The organism is Streptococcus sp. (assembly GCF_030825805.1).
In the GTDB taxonomy this organism is placed as follows: Bacteria; Bacillota; Bacilli; order Lactobacillales; family Streptococcaceae; genus Streptococcus.
In genome coordinates, this window is record NZ_JAPJPF010000003.1 from 25,046 (window position 1) to 40,913 (window position 15,868).

General features: G+C 36.3%; 17 protein-coding genes. All 17 read left to right on the forward strand.

Annotated elements, in window-relative coordinates:
- The first annotated feature begins 2 nt into the window (after positions 1 to 2).
- The 17 genes from dcm to RCH62_RS01090 all read left to right on the forward strand — a co-directional run bounded on the left by dcm (position 3) and on the right by RCH62_RS01090 (position 15,867).
- A complete protein-coding gene (gene dcm, locus RCH62_RS01010; RefSeq protein WP_306474423.1) occupies positions 3 to 1,361 on the forward strand; it encodes a DNA (cytosine-5-)-methyltransferase in 1,359 nt (452 codons plus the stop codon).
- Positions 1,345 to 1,794, forward strand: coding sequence for a hypothetical protein (locus RCH62_RS01015; RefSeq protein WP_000645887.1), 450 nt, complete (start codon positions 1,345 to 1,347; stop codon positions 1,792 to 1,794). Before dcm ends, RCH62_RS01015 begins: the two co-directional genes overlap by 17 nt.
- A complete protein-coding gene (locus RCH62_RS01020) occupies positions 1,787 to 2,167 on the forward strand; it encodes an arsenate reductase family protein (protein ID WP_000566524.1) in 381 nt (126 codons plus the stop codon). The genes RCH62_RS01015 and RCH62_RS01020 overlap by 8 nt, the downstream gene beginning before the upstream one ends.
- Positions 2,168 to 2,179: 12 nt before the next feature.
- Entirely contained in the window at positions 2,180 to 2,413 is a 234-nt protein-coding gene (locus RCH62_RS01025; protein ID WP_272074680.1) for a transcriptional regulator, read from the forward strand.
- Positions 2,414 to 2,415: 2 nt separating this feature from the next.
- A complete protein-coding gene (locus tag RCH62_RS01030; protein ID WP_272074679.1) occupies positions 2,416 to 3,003 on the forward strand; it encodes a CPBP family intramembrane glutamic endopeptidase in 588 nt (195 codons plus the stop codon).
- 129 nt (positions 3,004 to 3,132) lie between these two features.
- A complete protein-coding gene (locus RCH62_RS01035) occupies positions 3,133 to 3,723 on the forward strand; it encodes a type IV toxin-antitoxin system AbiEi family antitoxin domain-containing protein (RefSeq protein WP_272074678.1) in 591 nt (196 codons plus the stop codon).
- Positions 3,723 to 4,559: a nucleotidyl transferase AbiEii/AbiGii toxin family protein gene (locus tag RCH62_RS01040; protein WP_272074677.1), complete on the forward strand. Its 837-nt coding sequence runs from the start codon at positions 3,723 to 3,725 to the stop codon at positions 4,557 to 4,559. Before RCH62_RS01035 ends, RCH62_RS01040 begins: the two co-directional genes overlap by 1 nt.
- A 282-nt stretch (positions 4,560 to 4,841) precedes the next feature.
- Positions 4,842 to 5,141 (forward strand): hypothetical protein, encoded by a 300-nt coding sequence (locus RCH62_RS01045; protein WP_000869753.1) that lies wholly within the window; start codon positions 4,842 to 4,844, stop codon positions 5,139 to 5,141.
- A complete protein-coding gene (locus RCH62_RS01050) occupies positions 5,131 to 5,619 on the forward strand; it encodes a hypothetical protein (protein WP_000093683.1) in 489 nt (162 codons plus the stop codon). The genes RCH62_RS01045 and RCH62_RS01050 overlap by 11 nt, the downstream gene beginning before the upstream one ends.
- A complete protein-coding gene (locus tag RCH62_RS01055; protein ID WP_306474439.1) occupies positions 5,619 to 7,496 on the forward strand; it encodes a VirD4-like conjugal transfer protein, CD1115 family in 1,878 nt (625 codons plus the stop codon). Before RCH62_RS01050 ends, RCH62_RS01055 begins: the two co-directional genes overlap by 1 nt.
- A gap of 20 nt (positions 7,497 to 7,516) precedes the next feature.
- Complete coding sequence (locus RCH62_RS01060; RefSeq protein WP_000627865.1) at positions 7,517 to 7,759, forward strand: hypothetical protein; 243 nt, start codon at positions 7,517 to 7,519, stop codon at positions 7,757 to 7,759.
- Between the two features lie 16 nt (positions 7,760 to 7,775).
- Positions 7,776 to 8,630, forward strand: a complete 855-nt coding sequence (locus RCH62_RS01065) for a conjugal transfer protein TrbL (protein WP_033585696.1) — start codon at positions 7,776 to 7,778, stop codon at positions 8,628 to 8,630.
- A 53-nt stretch (positions 8,631 to 8,683) separates the two neighbouring features.
- Positions 8,684 to 9,043 (forward strand): PrgI family protein, encoded by a 360-nt coding sequence (locus RCH62_RS01070; RefSeq protein WP_001097589.1) that lies wholly within the window; start codon positions 8,684 to 8,686, stop codon positions 9,041 to 9,043.
- Complete coding sequence (locus RCH62_RS01075; RefSeq protein WP_306474424.1) at positions 8,994 to 11,351, forward strand: VirB4-like conjugal transfer ATPase, CD1110 family; 2,358 nt, start codon at positions 8,994 to 8,996, stop codon at positions 11,349 to 11,351. The genes RCH62_RS01070 and RCH62_RS01075 overlap by 50 nt, the downstream gene beginning before the upstream one ends.
- Before the next feature lie 11 nt (positions 11,352 to 11,362).
- Entirely contained in the window at positions 11,363 to 14,176 is a 2,814-nt protein-coding gene (locus RCH62_RS01080) for a phage tail tip lysozyme (protein WP_306474425.1), read from the forward strand.
- Positions 14,177 to 14,369: 193 nt separating this feature from the next.
- The gene (locus RCH62_RS01085) at positions 14,370 to 15,080 is read left to right on the forward strand and encodes an ABC transporter ATP-binding protein (protein ID WP_306474426.1); all 711 of its coding nucleotides are present in this window, start codon (positions 14,370 to 14,372) and stop codon (positions 15,078 to 15,080) included.
- Between the two features lies 1 nt (position 15,081).
- A complete protein-coding gene (locus RCH62_RS01090) occupies positions 15,082 to 15,867 on the forward strand; it encodes an ABC transporter permease (protein ID WP_306474427.1) in 786 nt (261 codons plus the stop codon).
- Position 15,868: the final 1 nt, after the last annotated feature.

Sequence of the window (15,868 nt, forward strand, 5' to 3'; positions counted from 1 at the left end):
AAATGAAATTTATTGATTTATTTTCAGGTATCGGTGGTTTTCGACTAGGAATGGAAAGTGTCGGACACGAGTGTATTGGATTTTGTGAGATTGATAAATTTGCTAGAGAATCTTATAAGTCCATTTTTCAAACGGAAGGAGAAATTGAATTTCATGACATACGAGATGTTTCAGATGACGAATTTAAAAAACTTAGAGGGAAAGTCGATGTCATCTGTGGGGGATTCCCTTGTCAAGCATTTTCAATCGCAGGAAGACGATTGGGATTTGAAGATACTAGAGGAACTTTGTTCTTTGAAATTGCTCGGGCGGCCAAACAAATCCAACCACGTTTTCTTTTTCTTGAAAATGTTAAAGGCCTACTCAATCACGATAAGGGACGGACGTTCACCACAATCCTTACCACACTTGATGAGTTGGGGTTTGATGTTGAGTGGCAGGTGCTTAACAGTAAGGATTTTGGCGTTCCCCAAAACAGAGAGAGGGTGTTTATTATCGGACATTCTAGAAAGAAAGGTATCAGACTCTTATTTCCTTTCAGACGAGAAGGTCAAGCAACTAACTCTGAGACTTTAAAAACATTAGGAAATTTGAATCCATCAAAAAGTGGAATGAGCGGTAAAGTTTATTATTCAGAAGGTCTTGCGCCAACCTTAGTTCGTGGGAAAGGAGAAGGATTTAAGATTGCGATTCCTTGTATGACACCAGATAGATTAGACAAGAGACAAAATGGTAGACGCTTTAAGGAAAACCAAGAGCCAATGTTTACTTTAAATACTCAGGATCATCATGGCATTGTCGTTGTTGGAGAATTACCGACTAGCTTTAAGGAGACCGGTCGTGTCTATGGAAGTGAGGGGTTATCTCCAACACTGACTACGATGCAAGGTGGAGATAAAATCCCCAAAATACTGATTCCAGAACCAATCCAATTTCTAAAAGTCCGGGAAGCAACGAAAAAAGGATACGCTCAAGCAGAAATAGGAGATTCAATCAATTTGGAAAGACCAAGTTCTCAGTATCGTCGTGGTAGAGTTGGAAAAGGTATAGCTAATACGTTAACAACTAGTGGACAAATGGGAGTAGTAGTTGCTAGTTATGAAGGAGAAGATAAACAAGTTTATCATGTAGCCAGTATATTAATAGATGGACAATTTTACCGTCTGAGGATACGACGAATCACTCCTAAAGAGTGTTTTCGCTTGCAGGGCTTTCCTGATTGGGCTTTTGAAGCTGCTAGAAAAGTCTCTAGTAATAGTCAGCTCTATAAACAAGCTGGTAATAGTGTAACCGTTCCTGTGATTGCCGCAATCGCAAAGAAATTAAAAGAAATAGAGGAAAAAGATGAAAGCATTAAATAAAGAATCAATACTAGATTGTGATGAATTAGAAACAGAATTACATGATGCAGAAATCAAACAGCTGGATGAACAATTATTTTTGATACCCAATTATCCATGTGAGTTTGAAGTAACATTTTTAGATGATTACCATAAAAAACACAACTACCCACTATTTTACGAGTCCTATCTTCAAAACGTGATGGAATTCCTTGAAAGTCAAGACATAAAGAATGGGGTTGATGCCTTTGTAGATGATCATCAAAATCTTGTTTTTGTTTTATATGGACAAGGCTATCGAGCCGAGGGAAAAGAGGGAATACTTACAACCCAAGTAACTGTAAAAGCTTATGATGAAGACAAGAAACCGATTAACTTCTCAAATTTATTAGATTCCTTAATCGTCTCAGAATATCAAATGGAACCGAATCTTTGGGAGGTCTCCCATGATTGATCTCTATCTAAGTAAAAATTGTCATAGAAATCAACTTCTTTTGGATTTCTTTCAAAAGTATGGCATAGAGGTCACTCCTCATTCTATTTCTGAAATGACAAAGGATAAATTAATTGAGATGATGAGCTATTCTTCAGATTGTTTCGAGTTTTTATCTCCCAATTTATTACGTTTTAAGAATCGAGATAACCTAAAATTAACAGATTTCATCGAAATGATATTAAAAAATCCTGAACTAACCATCAGACTTCCTCTTGCGGTTTCAAATAAGCGAGTTTATCCAAATTTGAATCTGGAGGAGGCTAGAGCTCTATTGCCTAGAGATACGAAACAATTGATTTACATGGCACAAACACATTATTTATCTAACTAAAGGAGAATCAATATGGCAGAACGATTTTGGGAGAACTTGTCCATTATTTTGGCTGAAAGGAATATCAGCTGGATTGAGTTAACCAGAAAAATGTTTGCGGGAGAGTTTCAATATCCAAGTGAATTGAATCGTTTGTATCAAAAGATACGCCACTACAAGATGGAACAACGAATGCCTCAAAGTCCATGGGTAGAAAGGATTGTACAGGTATTAGATTTAGATTATGAAGATTTATTTCGGAGGTAACTATGAAAAGAATAATTCCAGTTTATATATTCCAACAAGTAAATGTCTTATTGGTATCTCTATACTTACTGAAATTGCTTTGTATTAGTGAGTTAACCATACTACAGATTCTCTATTGTGCGTCGCTCATTTCTTTTTTATGGATGTATGGTCAACGAAAACAAGTTGTCAAGGTCAATATGAAAACTAGGATGAAATGGCTTGGTATTGGATTCGTTAGCCTACTGATTATAAATCTATGTTTTAGCCTAATCCATGCTCAAGGAACTACGAATCAAGCAAACTTAATTGGCCTTCAACATCAAGTCCCTTGGTTTTCATTTTTATTGTTATTAATCAATGCGAGTATGGTTGAAGAATTTCTGTATCGAGAAATTTTATGGAACTTGGTTAGAAAATTAGATATTCGAGTTGCTTTGACAAGTGTTTTATTTGCCTTAGCACATCATCCAGGAACCATTCTAGGTTGGTGTTTGTATGTTTCACTTGGGATGTTTTTAGGGCTTGTACGCTATAAATCGGACTTATGGGGCAGTATGGGTCTACATTTAGTGTGGAACCTATCAGTCTATGTCTTATTTTTTCTTTAATAATAGCTGGTCTGTCTTACGTATGGATTAATTTTGAAATAAAAAAACTAAATGAATTGATTTTAAAGAAATAAAATGCTAACATATATAGTAGATGTTAGCATTTAATTTCTAAGAAAGGAGAATGATATGGTTGATAAAAGAGAGAAACTGATGAACTCTTTCAATCAGTATGGTTTTTTAACTTTTAAACAAGTGATAGATGAAAATTTACACTACAAAACCTTATTAAAAATGGTTACAGAAGGAAAAATCGATGCTGCAGAAAAAGGCTTATATCGCTTACCTTATATTTATTTAGATGAGTGGTTTGTTCTTCAGTATCGATTTCCAAAGGGAATCTTTTCTTTGGAGACAGCACTTTGGTTACATGGTTTATCTTTGACTATCCCTTTTAACATGACGATGAGTTTTCCTTATGGTACGAATACCAAAAACATTAAGGAAGCAGATATACGTCCTATTATTTTACGCTCTCACTATAGTGAAGGAATTATTGAAATAGAGCGCCTTCCTGGTCAATTTATTAAAGTTTATGAAGTTGAACGAGTTTTGGTTGAATGTCTAAGACCAGTTCATCAGGTGGATCTTCAAATTATTGCACCAGCGTTTAAAAAATATTTTCAACAAAATAAAATTCATTTACACAAATTATTTTATTATGCCCAGCTATTTAAAGTAACTGATAAGTTACAATCTTATACGGAGGTACTATCTTAATGTTTTCAAATGCGAATAGCTTTAAAGCAAAAATCAAAAACATTTCAAAAAATAAGGGAATTCCAGCTCAACAAGTACAACAACATTATTTAATTGAGCAAGTGTTAAAGCTGATTTCTACTAGTTCTTATAGAGATTCCTTCATTGTAAAAGGAGGGTATCTAATAGGTCAAATGATTGGACTAGATAAGCGAACCACAATGGATTTAGATGTCACTCTGAAGGGAACCGAAATGAGCAAAGAAAATTTGATTCATATCTTTGAAGAGATTCTTTGTTCTAAAACTGATGGATTTTCATTTTCAGTAGATAAGCTAGAACCTATTCGCCAAGATGATGAATATGGAGGATTTTCATTAAAATTAAATGCAACTTTTGATACATTAAAAGAGGTTGTTTTTATTGATATTACTACTGGTGATAAGATCACACCAAGAGAAATTACTTATTCAATGACTTCTATCTTTACTAATGAAAGCATCAAGATATGGACATATAATCTAGAGACTGTACTTGCTGAAAAGTTAGAAACGATCATCAGTCGGGGATTAGCTTCGACACGCCCACGTGATCGATATGATCTTTTCACCTTGTATAAACTTAGAAAAGAAGAGATTAATCTAGAAGTATTAAAAAATGCACTTGAGAATACGGCAGAAAAACGTAAAAGTAAAGATACTATTTATAATTGGGAAGAACAAGTGAGAGGAATTGAAATTTCTGATTATCAGAAAGAGCTATGGATTCGTTATCAACGCCAATTTAAGTATGCTAAAGATATCTCATTTGATAACTCTGTTCAGGTTATTAGGGAAATTATGCAACAAATATTTTAGTACAAAAGTAACTCATTCGTAAAGCAGTGAGTTGCTTTTTTTATTCCAATAACTCCAAAAATGTGATAAAAATTTCAACTACTCTTATCTATAATAAAGTTACCTGTTCTTTGAAAATTGAATCCACTCCGTCTTGATTAGCGTGCCTGTGTAAGTAGGGACTGAGAGTATTTCCCTGTGAAGGGCAACTGGCACAAGACGTGTGTGAGAATTTTCTAACAGACACGGAGTTTATCGTTACCAGACTTAAACGATGCGACAAACTAGATAAAGGAGTTAATCATGAAGGTAGTAAACTTGTATGATTTGAAACAAATGGGAAATAAGGGTGGTTGTACCATCCAATTGATTCATCACTTTCCCTTTGGTATGGGCTTAGGACATCTCAAAAAAGACTACATTGAATTTAAACGAGTTGGTATCTTTGATGGGAAAGCAGTAGAAGTTACTCTTCGAGAACCTTATTCGAGAGATCTACTGCAGGTTGTTAAGTCGATTAAGCAACGTCAGAAGTTGATAGCTTATCGTTATAAAGAAGGAAAGCTGCTATTTGTGAAGAAGGAGGCATCAGATGTCCTCTGAACAACAGGAACGAATGGCAGTTCAATATGCTGAGCGTAGTCTTTTATTTACTGTAAAAAGTCTCTTAAAGATTCTAGAATGGTCTAGACGTCAGGCTTTAGCACAGGATTCCGCCTATAAGGTAGGAGTGCAGAAATTAGAAGAATTGCTACAATCTCCTTATTCGATTGATACGATTAATCTGAAGAAAGATTTTTTAGACAAACCAATTGATATAGAGAAATTTAAAGCTTTTTTAGAAAAAGAAGAGATTCCTTTGGCCATCGCTTGGCAAGGGGATTCTCTGCATTTCTACACGAAAGATCGTTCGATTCTAGACAATCATTTAGACCATCTGTTAGAAAAAATGGTTAATGATCCGGAGAAATTAGCTGATTTTACCATGGATAAGTCATTGGACGATGCAATTGATGAGGCTAAATCCCAAATTACCTTTAGACAAGAAGGAGCCGTCAAACAGAAAGAGATGGTGAGATGATGTACAGTGGAAAGAAATTCCTACTATTCTCACTGTTAGGTATCTTACTAGGCTATCTTTTTCATCGTTTGACGCTTTTGTATGATTCCTATATTGGAAATAGCTTAGATAAATGGACTCATCTTCTGATGGAAGGTCAAGATGAAATTATTCAGTCGCCATGGAATGTTTCCTTTACTGGAAAATCAAGTGCTTTTTTTCTACTAGGCTTTGTTATGATGTTACTAGTTTATCTCTATCTAGAGACTGGTAAAAAACATTACCGAGAAGGAGTAGAATACGGGAGCGCCCGTTTTGGAACTCAAAAAGAAAAGAAGCTCTTTTACGGTAAGGAATTTTCTCATGATACGATCTTAGCACAAGATGTTCGTTTGACATTATTAGATAAAAAAACACCCCAATATGATAGAAATAAGAATATTGCGGTGATCGGAGGTTCAGGAAGTGGGAAGACATTTCGCTTTGTAAAACCCAATCTGATTCAGATGAATAGTTCCAATATTGTCGTGGATCCTAAAGATCACTTAGCTGAGAAAACAGGAAGACTCTTTTTGGAACATGGCTACCAAGTAAAGGTGCTAGATTTAGTCAATATGAAGAACTCAGATGGCTTCAATCCTTTTCGCTATATAGAGACAGAAAATGATTTGAATCGCATGCTGACGGTTTATTTCAATAACACCAAAGGCTCTGGCTCTCGTAGTGATCCATTTTGGGATGAAGCTTCTATGACTTTGGTACGAGCTTTAGCCTCCTACTTGGTCGATTTCTATAACCCACCTAAAACAAGAGAACAGCTCATAGAAGAAAGTCGTTTAAGTCAAAAGGAATACCAAAACTTGTTGAAACGTCAAAAAAAAGGAGTGGAAGAGCGAAAAAAACGAGGGTGTTATCCAAGTTTTGCTGAAATCTCAAAACTCATTAAACACCTATCCAAGGGTGAAAACCAAGAAAAAAGTGTCTTAGAAATTCTATTTGAAAATTATGCTAAAAAGTATGGAACTGAAAATTTTACCATGCGAAATTGGGCAGATTTTCAAAATTATAAGGATAAGACTCTGGATTCTGTTATAGCTGTAACCACTGCTAAATTTGCCCTCTTCAATATTCAAAGTGTCATGGATTTGACCAAAAGAGATACTCTTGATATGAAGACATGGGGCAAGGAAAAATCAATGGTTTACTTAGTTATCCCAGATAACGATAGTACCTTTCGCTTTCTTTCAGCCCTCTTTTTTTCAACAGTATTTCAAACTCTAACAAGACAAGCAGATATTGATTTTAAGGGGCAATTACCTCTTCATGTGAGAGTCTACTTAGATGAATTCGCAAATATCGGAGAAATCCCAGATTTTGCTGAACAAACCTCAACAGTCCGTTCTCGGAATATGAGTCTCGTTCCTATTCTGCAAAATATTGCTCAACTTCAAGGACTCTATAAAGAAAAAGAAGCTTGGAAAACTATTCTTGGGAACTGTGATAGCTTAGTCTACTTAGGTGGTAATGATGAAGATACTTTTAAATTTATGAGTGGGTTACTCGGTAAACAAACCATTGATGTTCGAAATACTAGTCGTTCCTTTGGCCAAACAGGTTCAGGATCCCTTTCTCATCAAAAGATTGCTCGTGATTTAATGACACCTGATGAAGTCGGAAATATGAAACGGCATGAATGCTTAGTTCGAATTGCCAATATGCCTGTCTTTAAAAGCAAAAAGTACAATTCAACTAAGCATCCAAACTGGAAGTACCTTGCCAATCAAGAAAACGATGAACGGTGGTGGAACTATCAGATCAATCCTTTGAATCAAAGTCAGGAAAATCATCTTGAAGGCCTTAGAATTCGTGATTTAACTTTTGAATCTAGTTTAAAATAAAAATAGAAAAGAGGAAATAGATGATTACGCATTTTAAAGGTTTTGTTTATGGAGTAGACGCAAGTGCTATGTTTGCACAAGCTATGTCTTTGTTACAGAAGGGATTGATTGCGGTTGGTGCCTTTCTCGTTGTTGTTGGGATTGTCAATCTTGCAACCAACATTAAAGATGGTGGACCAGGTGTTCGGAATGCCATTCTTGAAATTGTCGGTGGTGTTATGGTAGGGGCTGCTGGAGCCTTTGTAACCCAGATTTCAATTTAGGAGGATAAACAATGACATGAATCTTAGTTTAGTCTCACCCTTTGTTTACCTTGCATCTGAAAAAATATCAGCTGAAAATTTATTTGAAGGATTTAATGTGGATTTACAATCTACGGTAGATCTGATTAAATCCCTATCTAGCTACAATCCAACAGTTTGGACTTATATGTCTAGTATTACTAAAAGTGTCATGCAGCCTCTTGGAGTTGCGATTTTATCAGTTGTTCTCATCTTAGAATTTTCGAAGATGGCAAAGAAAATTGCTAACTCAGGAGGAGCGATGACCTTTGAAGCATTAGCACCGATGTTGATTAGTTATATTATGGTCGCAGTTGTAATTACCAACACTACCGTTATTGTAGAAGCTATCATCGGGATTGCGAGTCACGCCATTGAACAAGTGGCTTCCATTGTGGCTCACGGTGGGTCAAAGTATGATACCATCTCTGGATTAAAAGGGTCAGGATTTATTGGCCGGATGATTGTGGGCTTTTTCGCCCTCCTCATTTGGCTTGTTCGGATAGTAAGTGCAGCCATGGTTAATCTTTTGGTATCTATTCGATTTATTCAACTCTACCTTATGATCCCATTTGCCCCTCTTACGATTCCAACATTTTTAAGTGATGAATGGAAGTCTATTGGTATAGGCTATTTAAAAAATATTATGGTCTATGCGGTACAAGGGGTTCTTATTTTTCTGATTGTTTCTCTTGTTCCTTTGTTTGAATCTGCTGGTAAAATAGCTGTTTCAAATGGTGCAGGAGTCCTGCAATCACTTGCGATTATGTTTGGTAGTTTGGTACAAGCTATCTTACTGATTATTGCCCTCGTTGGTTCTCAACGTACGGCTCGCTCAATCTTAGGTATGTAATTAGATAAAGGCTAGGAAGTGGTTGCTTCTTAGCCTTTTTAGAAAGGAAAGTCATGAATACACGTGTCTTTAAAGACATCTCAAAATACCAACACAGGGCTTGGTTAGGTTTCACCACAAGACAAATCATCTTTGTTTTACCAGCCTTTATTGTCACAATTATTGTTTTGGGCTTGAATCTCTTTTTCTGGCAATTTGGAGATTGGTTTGTTTACGGTTTTGTGTTTGCTTTTACCATCCCCCTCATGCTTTTTGGAGTCTATAAACCCAATGATTTATATTTTGAACATTATTTGAAATACCGTCTTCATTTTGAATTAACGGTTCCCCTACGCACAATTACAGGAAAGAAAGGACCTGAACATGAAAAGAAAATCAAATACATTAAGGAAACAAAAAACTTCAATGACTAATAAAAAGGAAGAAGTTAAAGGGAAAAAAGAGGAAGTGTTACCTTCTACGGCTAATACTCTTTCCTATCAAGCCCTGTATCAAAATGGTCTGATGCAGGTAAAAGAAGATTATTTCTCACAAAGCTACTTACTTGGTGATGTCAATTATCAAACTGTTGGTTTAGAAGATAAGGGCGCAATCATTGAGAAGTATTCTGATTTGATTAACTCCCTAGACGACCAAACCAACTTCCAATTGACCATCTTTAATAAAAGATTGAATTTAGAAAAATTCAGACAAAGTGTTTTGTATGAGGAGAAAGAAGATGGGTATGATAGCTATCGTAAAGAATTGAATCGGATGATGAATCAGAATTTAGATAGTGGTGAAAATAACTTTTCGGCTGTTAAACTGATTAGCTTTGGGAGAAAGGATTCTAATCCCAAACAAGCCTATCGTTCATTGTCTCAAATAGGAGAATATTTCAAGAGTGGTTTCTCAGAAATTGATGCTCGCTTTGATTCCTTGGCTGGAGAAGAGCGTGTCAACTTGTTGGCGGATATGCTTAGAGGAGAACACCATCTTCCTTTTTCTTACCGTGATTTAACCAGATCTGGTCAGACAACTCGTCACTTCATAGCACCTAATCTCTTGGATTTTAAAAACAAGAATTACCTACAAATCAATGACCGCTTATTGCAGATTGTCTATGTGAGAGACTACGGCATGGAATTAGGGGATCAGTTTATCCGAGACCTCATGCAAGGAGATTTGGAATTGATTGTAAGCCTTCATGCTCAAAGTTCGACTAAGGCAGATGCTATGAAGAAACTACGAACAAAGAAGACCTTGATGGAATCCCAAAAGATTGGGGAACAACAAAAACTAGCTCGTACAGGTATCTATTTGGAAAAAGTAGGTCATGTATTAGAAAGCAATATCGATGAAGCTGAGGAACTCTTAAAAACTATGACCGAGACAGGAGATAAACTATTTCAAACAGTCTTCTTGATTGGTGTTTTTGGTCAGGATGAAGAAGAACTTAAACAAGCTCTAGACACGATCCAACAAGTGGCCGGCTCAAATGATCTAATGATTGATAAACTTCCATATATGCAAGAAGCAGCCTTTAATAGTTTGCTGCCATTTGGTTGTGATTTTTTAGAGGGCTTATCACGGAGTTTATTAACATCCAATATAGCAGTGAACTCACCTTGGACCTCAGTAGACTTACAAGACCGTAGTGGGAAATATTACGGTATCAATCAAATCTCAAGCAATATTATTACCATTGATCGCAGCCTATTAAATACACCGTCTGGTCTGATTTTAGGAACATCTGGAGCAGGGAAAGGAATGGCAACCAAGCATGAAATTATCACGACCAAAATCAAGGAATCTGGTGAAAATACAGAAATTATCATCGTGGATCCAGAAGCAGAATACAGTGTCATTGGACGAGCTTTTGGTGGAGAAATGATTGATATTGCGCCCGATTCCCAAACCTATCTCAATGTCCTTGACTTGTCTGAGGAAAATATGGATGAGGATCCTGTAAAGGTAAAATCAGAATTTCTTTTATCCTTTATCGGTAAGTTATTGGATAGAAAAATGGATGGGAGAGAAAAATCGATTATCGACCGAGTTACGAGACTCACTTATCAGTCATTTAAAGAGCCTTCTTTGGAAGAATGGGTCTTTGTCTTGAGCCAACAACCAGAAGAAGAAGCGCAGAATTTGGCACTTGATATGGAACTGTATGTCGAAGGTTCTCTTGATATTTTTTCTCATAAGACCAATATTCAGACAGGATCTAACTTCTTAATCTATAACGTTAAAAAGTTAGGAGATGAGCTGAAACAAATCGCTCTTATGGTAGTGTTTGATCAGATATGGAATCGTGTTGTTCGGAACCAAAAATTAGGGAAGAAGACCTGGATTTATTTTGATGAAATGCAGCTTCTCTTATTAGATAAATATGCCAGTGATTTCTTCTTTAAATTGTGGAGTCGTGTCAGAAAATATGGAGCCAGTCCGACTGGGATAACCCAAAATGTCGAAACCTTATTGTTAGATCCAAATGGTAGACGGATTATTGCAAATAGTGAATTTATGATCCTCCTCAAGCAAGCAAAAAATGACCGAGAAGAATTGGTTCAACTCTTAGGATTGTCAAAAGAACTTGAAAAATACCTAGTCAATCCAGAAAAAGGGGCAGGACTGATAAAAGCTGGTTCTGTTGTAGTTCCCTTTAAAAATAAGATTCCTAAAGGTACACAATTGTTTGATATCATGAGTACAGATCCTGATAAAATGGCTTCTAATTAAGGGGAAGGTAAATGAAGGATAAAAGAGAAATCATACGTGCCCGAAAGGCATTTAGAAGAAGTCTAAAAGATGAGAAGAAATTCTTGAAAAAAGGAAAGAAGGAGGTGAAGAAACAGAAAAAAGATTCCGCTATACTGGATGAAAAAGCATGGAAAAAAGAGATAAAGGAAAAGCTAGAGGAGATGAGAGAAGCTTCAAAGGCTAGAGTAAAACAAGCAAATGAAGACTACAATCATATTCTTCAAAATAGTCCTCCATCTCTTTTAAATCGCAAAGAATTAAGAGACAGACGGTTGCCTCATGCTAGAAAACGATTGAAAATAGCCAAGAAGCAATTTAGAGAAGCCAAGGTAGAAGCAAAAGAAGAAAGAAAAGAGAGTCGTAAAGAAAGAAAAACCAATCAAAAATTTCTTTACGGTCAGAAATCGAAACATAAATCTAATTTTTTCTTTCAAGGGAAGAGTTTAGAAGAATTAAAAGCTAAGAAAGAAGTCAAGGCCGCAAAAGAGAATCTAAAATCTACTAAACAAGCCTATAAGTCCAAAAAAGTCAGTAGGAAAGCCAAAACTTTTCTTTATGTCCTTGGACGTGAAGGTGGAGAGTTAGCTTCAGAAAATGAAGATTTAGAAGCTTATCGCACTCTACAAGAGACCATTAGAAAAGGGAAACGCTACAGTCGGATTTCTTATAACCTTGGAAAAGCTAGTGTCAAAACAGGACAAGCAACAGGTCGTTTTACCAAGAAAAGACTGACCAACACAAAAGAGCGATACCATCATTTTAAGGATGGAAAAGGATGGAAACTAGCGAAAGATAATCCAAGTTCCTTTAAAAATCGGTTTCGAAAATTAAAGAAACAAGGTCTTACAAGTGTCCGAAATATCTATCAAAAACTAAAAGCAGCCTTTTCCTTCTTTACATTTGCGGCTGGAAATCCTGTAACCTGGATAGTTGGAGGAATAGTCTTTCTTCTTTTACTTATAATGAGCTTCTTTTTAGGATTTTCATCAGCTAGTTTGATTCAACAAGATGAATTTGAATTAACAAAAGCTTATACCCACCTAACTTGGGAAGATGCAGAACATACTCGCACAAATGACAAAGGAATTACTTATTACACAAAAGTTGATGATGTGATGGGGTATATGAACTTTAAATTCCATGACTATGAGTTACAGAAACCAGTTCACTTATTTAGTTCAGAAACTTACAAGGATTATCTGTCTACTTTGTGGCATGATTTAAACGATGGGGATGATTTGAAATCCATGCAAGACCTCTATGAAACTCCTAAGTATAAACTATCGAAAGACGATCAAGAGGAAATAAAGGAACTAAAAGAAGAAGGTGTGTATGCTTCCATGCAGGAATTGGACAATCCATTTGAGGGGAAAAGTAACGAAGATAGTTTGACCATGACTTATCGTTATGGATACTATGATTTAGACGGAAAACCTACTCTTCAGGAGTACATTCTATTAGAAGCGAAGGCTCACCAAACGATTGTCGCACCAATGGATGGAGTTGTATCTCTAGATGGAGATGATGTTATTCTCACTAACGGAAAAGGTGAGAATGAGAGTCGTTTAACCTTATATTCCATTCATAATGGCCGTGCGATTGAGGGGACAAGGGTCTTAACGGGTGATATTATTGGTGAAACACCAGACGATACAGGTTTGAAAGTTTCCTATCAAAAGTATAAGAACAAGAAAGAAAAATTGGTGTATGTCAATCCGCAATTTTATTTTCCCAAAGTCATTCAACTTCAGACAACTATCTTACCTGCCATTGGTCAGTTTGGTGGGGATGAGTTTGAACGAGCAAAACATATTTATGAGTTTTTGAAATCTCAAGGGGCAAGTCCCCAAGCCATTGCGGCTATTTTAGGAAATTGGTCGGTAGAGTCTTCTATCAATCCTAAACGAGCTGAGGGAGATTATTTATCTCCTCCAGTTGGCGCTACCGATTCCTCATGGGATGATGAAAGCTGGTTAGCGATTGGAGGTCCAGCCATTTATAGTGGTGCTTATCCTAATATTCTTCATAGAGGTCTAGGTTTAGGGCAATGGACAGATACCGCAGATGGTTCAACACGTCATACAGCCTTGTTAAATTATGCACGCATCCAAAATAAGAAATGGTATGATTTAGACCTCCAACTTGATTTTATGCTTCATGGGGATAGTCCTTACTATCAAAGTTGGTTAAAGGATTTCTTTGGAAATACGGGCAGTGCAGCCAATCTAGCCCAACACTTCCTTACCTATTGGGAGGGAAATTCTGGTGACAAACTACTGGAAAGACAAACCAGAGCAACGGAATGGTATTACCAAATTGAAAAAGGCTTTAGCCAAACAAATGGAGGACAAGCAAAGAGTGATCCACAGTCCCTTGAAGGGGTTCGTGGAGACTTGTATGAGCATTCTGTTCCTGGTGGTGGAGATGGTATGGCCTATGCCTATGGACAATGTACATGGGGTGTTGCGGCTCGTATGAACCAGTTAGGCTTAAAATTAAAAGGTAGAAATGGAGAAAAGATTTCAATTATTAATACCATGGGAAATGGTCAAGACTGGGTTTCGACAGCTTCAAGTCTTGGAGGGGAAACAGGTTCCACACCAAAAGCAGGTGCTATTGTTTCTTTTGTAGGAGGTACACATGGCACACCAGCTATCTACGGTCATGTGGCTTTTGTAGAGAAGGTCTATGATGATGGTTCTTTCCTTGTGTCTGAAACTAACTATGGTGGCAACCCTAACTATACCTTTAGAAAAATCTCCCAAGCAGATAGTGCCATTAGTTTTGCCTATACTACGAAATAAAATATTAAGATTTAACCGACGATTTAGGTTCTATAAAGATTTAAAATTCTATTTGCTATCTTCTTGAAATAGGGCAAAGAATTTTAAATCTTTTTTATTTTCTTTTTTACTCTCTAAATTCTGAAAAAAATCCGAAAATGAGTGTATAAGATATAGTTACTTTTAGAAATATTAAATAGAATAGGAGAATATCATGGAACAAAGTATTACCATTAAAAATCTATGTAAGTCATATGGTCAAACTCAAATTTTAAAAGATATTTCTTTTGAAGCAAAAGCAGGTAGAGTGACTGCTTTCCTGGGTCCAAATGGAGCTGGTAAAAGTTCAACCTTACGTATCTTATTAGGATTAGACAAAGCAACATCTGGTCTTACCAAAATTGGAGATCAAACTTATAAGGAATTAAAATTTCCTCTAAAGACTGTAGGAGCTTCATTTGACAGTGTCGGAGCTCCTGATGATCGGACTGTTTATCAACATTTGAAAATTGTTGCTGCTAGTAATGGGATATCCAGTCAGCGAATTGAGCAAGTCTTGGATATGGTGGATATTAGCCATAAGAAAAAATCTAAAATTGGGAAATTATCATTAGGAGAAGGACAACGCTTGGGAATTGCAACAGCTTTATTAGGGAATCCTCAGTATCTGGTATTGGATGAACCGACAAATGGGTTGGATCCAAGAGGAATTCGTTGGTTTAGAGAGTTTATAAAAAAACAGGCTCAAGAAGGGAAGACAGTTTTGCTATCATCTCATATATTATCAGAAGTGGAAGCAGTAACAGATGATGTGGTCATCATAAATAAAGGCAAAGTTCTTATAAAAGGGACTTTACAAGAAGTGATGAAAAATCTTTCTTCACTGGAGGAAGTCTTCTTTAGATTAACAGAGGGAGGAAAGTGACATGGCACTTATTTACTCTCTTCATTCTGAAATATTGAAATTACTTTATAAGAGAGCTACTCATATTGTACTATTCTTGATACTAGTATTTCAAACGTTTTTAGCAAATATTGGTGCATCTCAAATTGTTTCAGTTGGTATCCATGCTACCCCAGAGACAACCCCAGAGTTAGTAGAAGCTATTCCACCTATTGAATTTTTAGGATTTGATGTTACTCTAATTGGCATTTTTTTTATGATTATCTTAGGCTCAATCTACGGAGCTGAAGAGTATAAAGACTCTGCTATTCGCACAAGCCTCCTCTCTAATACGAGTCGAATTACTCTCTTAGTTTCAAAGACATTAATTTGGCTGGTATTTTCTTTTGTCATTTCCTTCCTATCAATATTTCTGACGATTAACATGACACATTATGTTTTAGGACAAGATGGTTTATTGCTATTTTCACTAAATGGGACAGTTTGGTTCTATATGTTTTTAGACAGCATAGCTTGGACATTGTTGGGACTTCTAGCCTATATTCTGGCTTTAACATTTAAAAAAGCCCTTGTTCCCCTATTGTTTTTGCTTCCTCAAGTCTACAATTTAGGAACATTCTTAGCCGACCATATATCAATTGCAAAATTTCTTCCAGTTTCATTGAGCTATGGACTGATTGCGACATCTCCTCAAATGTTAGAACAGAATAGTTTACAAAATATTTTGCTTTTACTTTGTTGGAATTTGTCATTCTTGGCTTTGGCAGTTTACCGCGTGCTTCAGTCAGATGTTGGAGGAGGGGAATGAG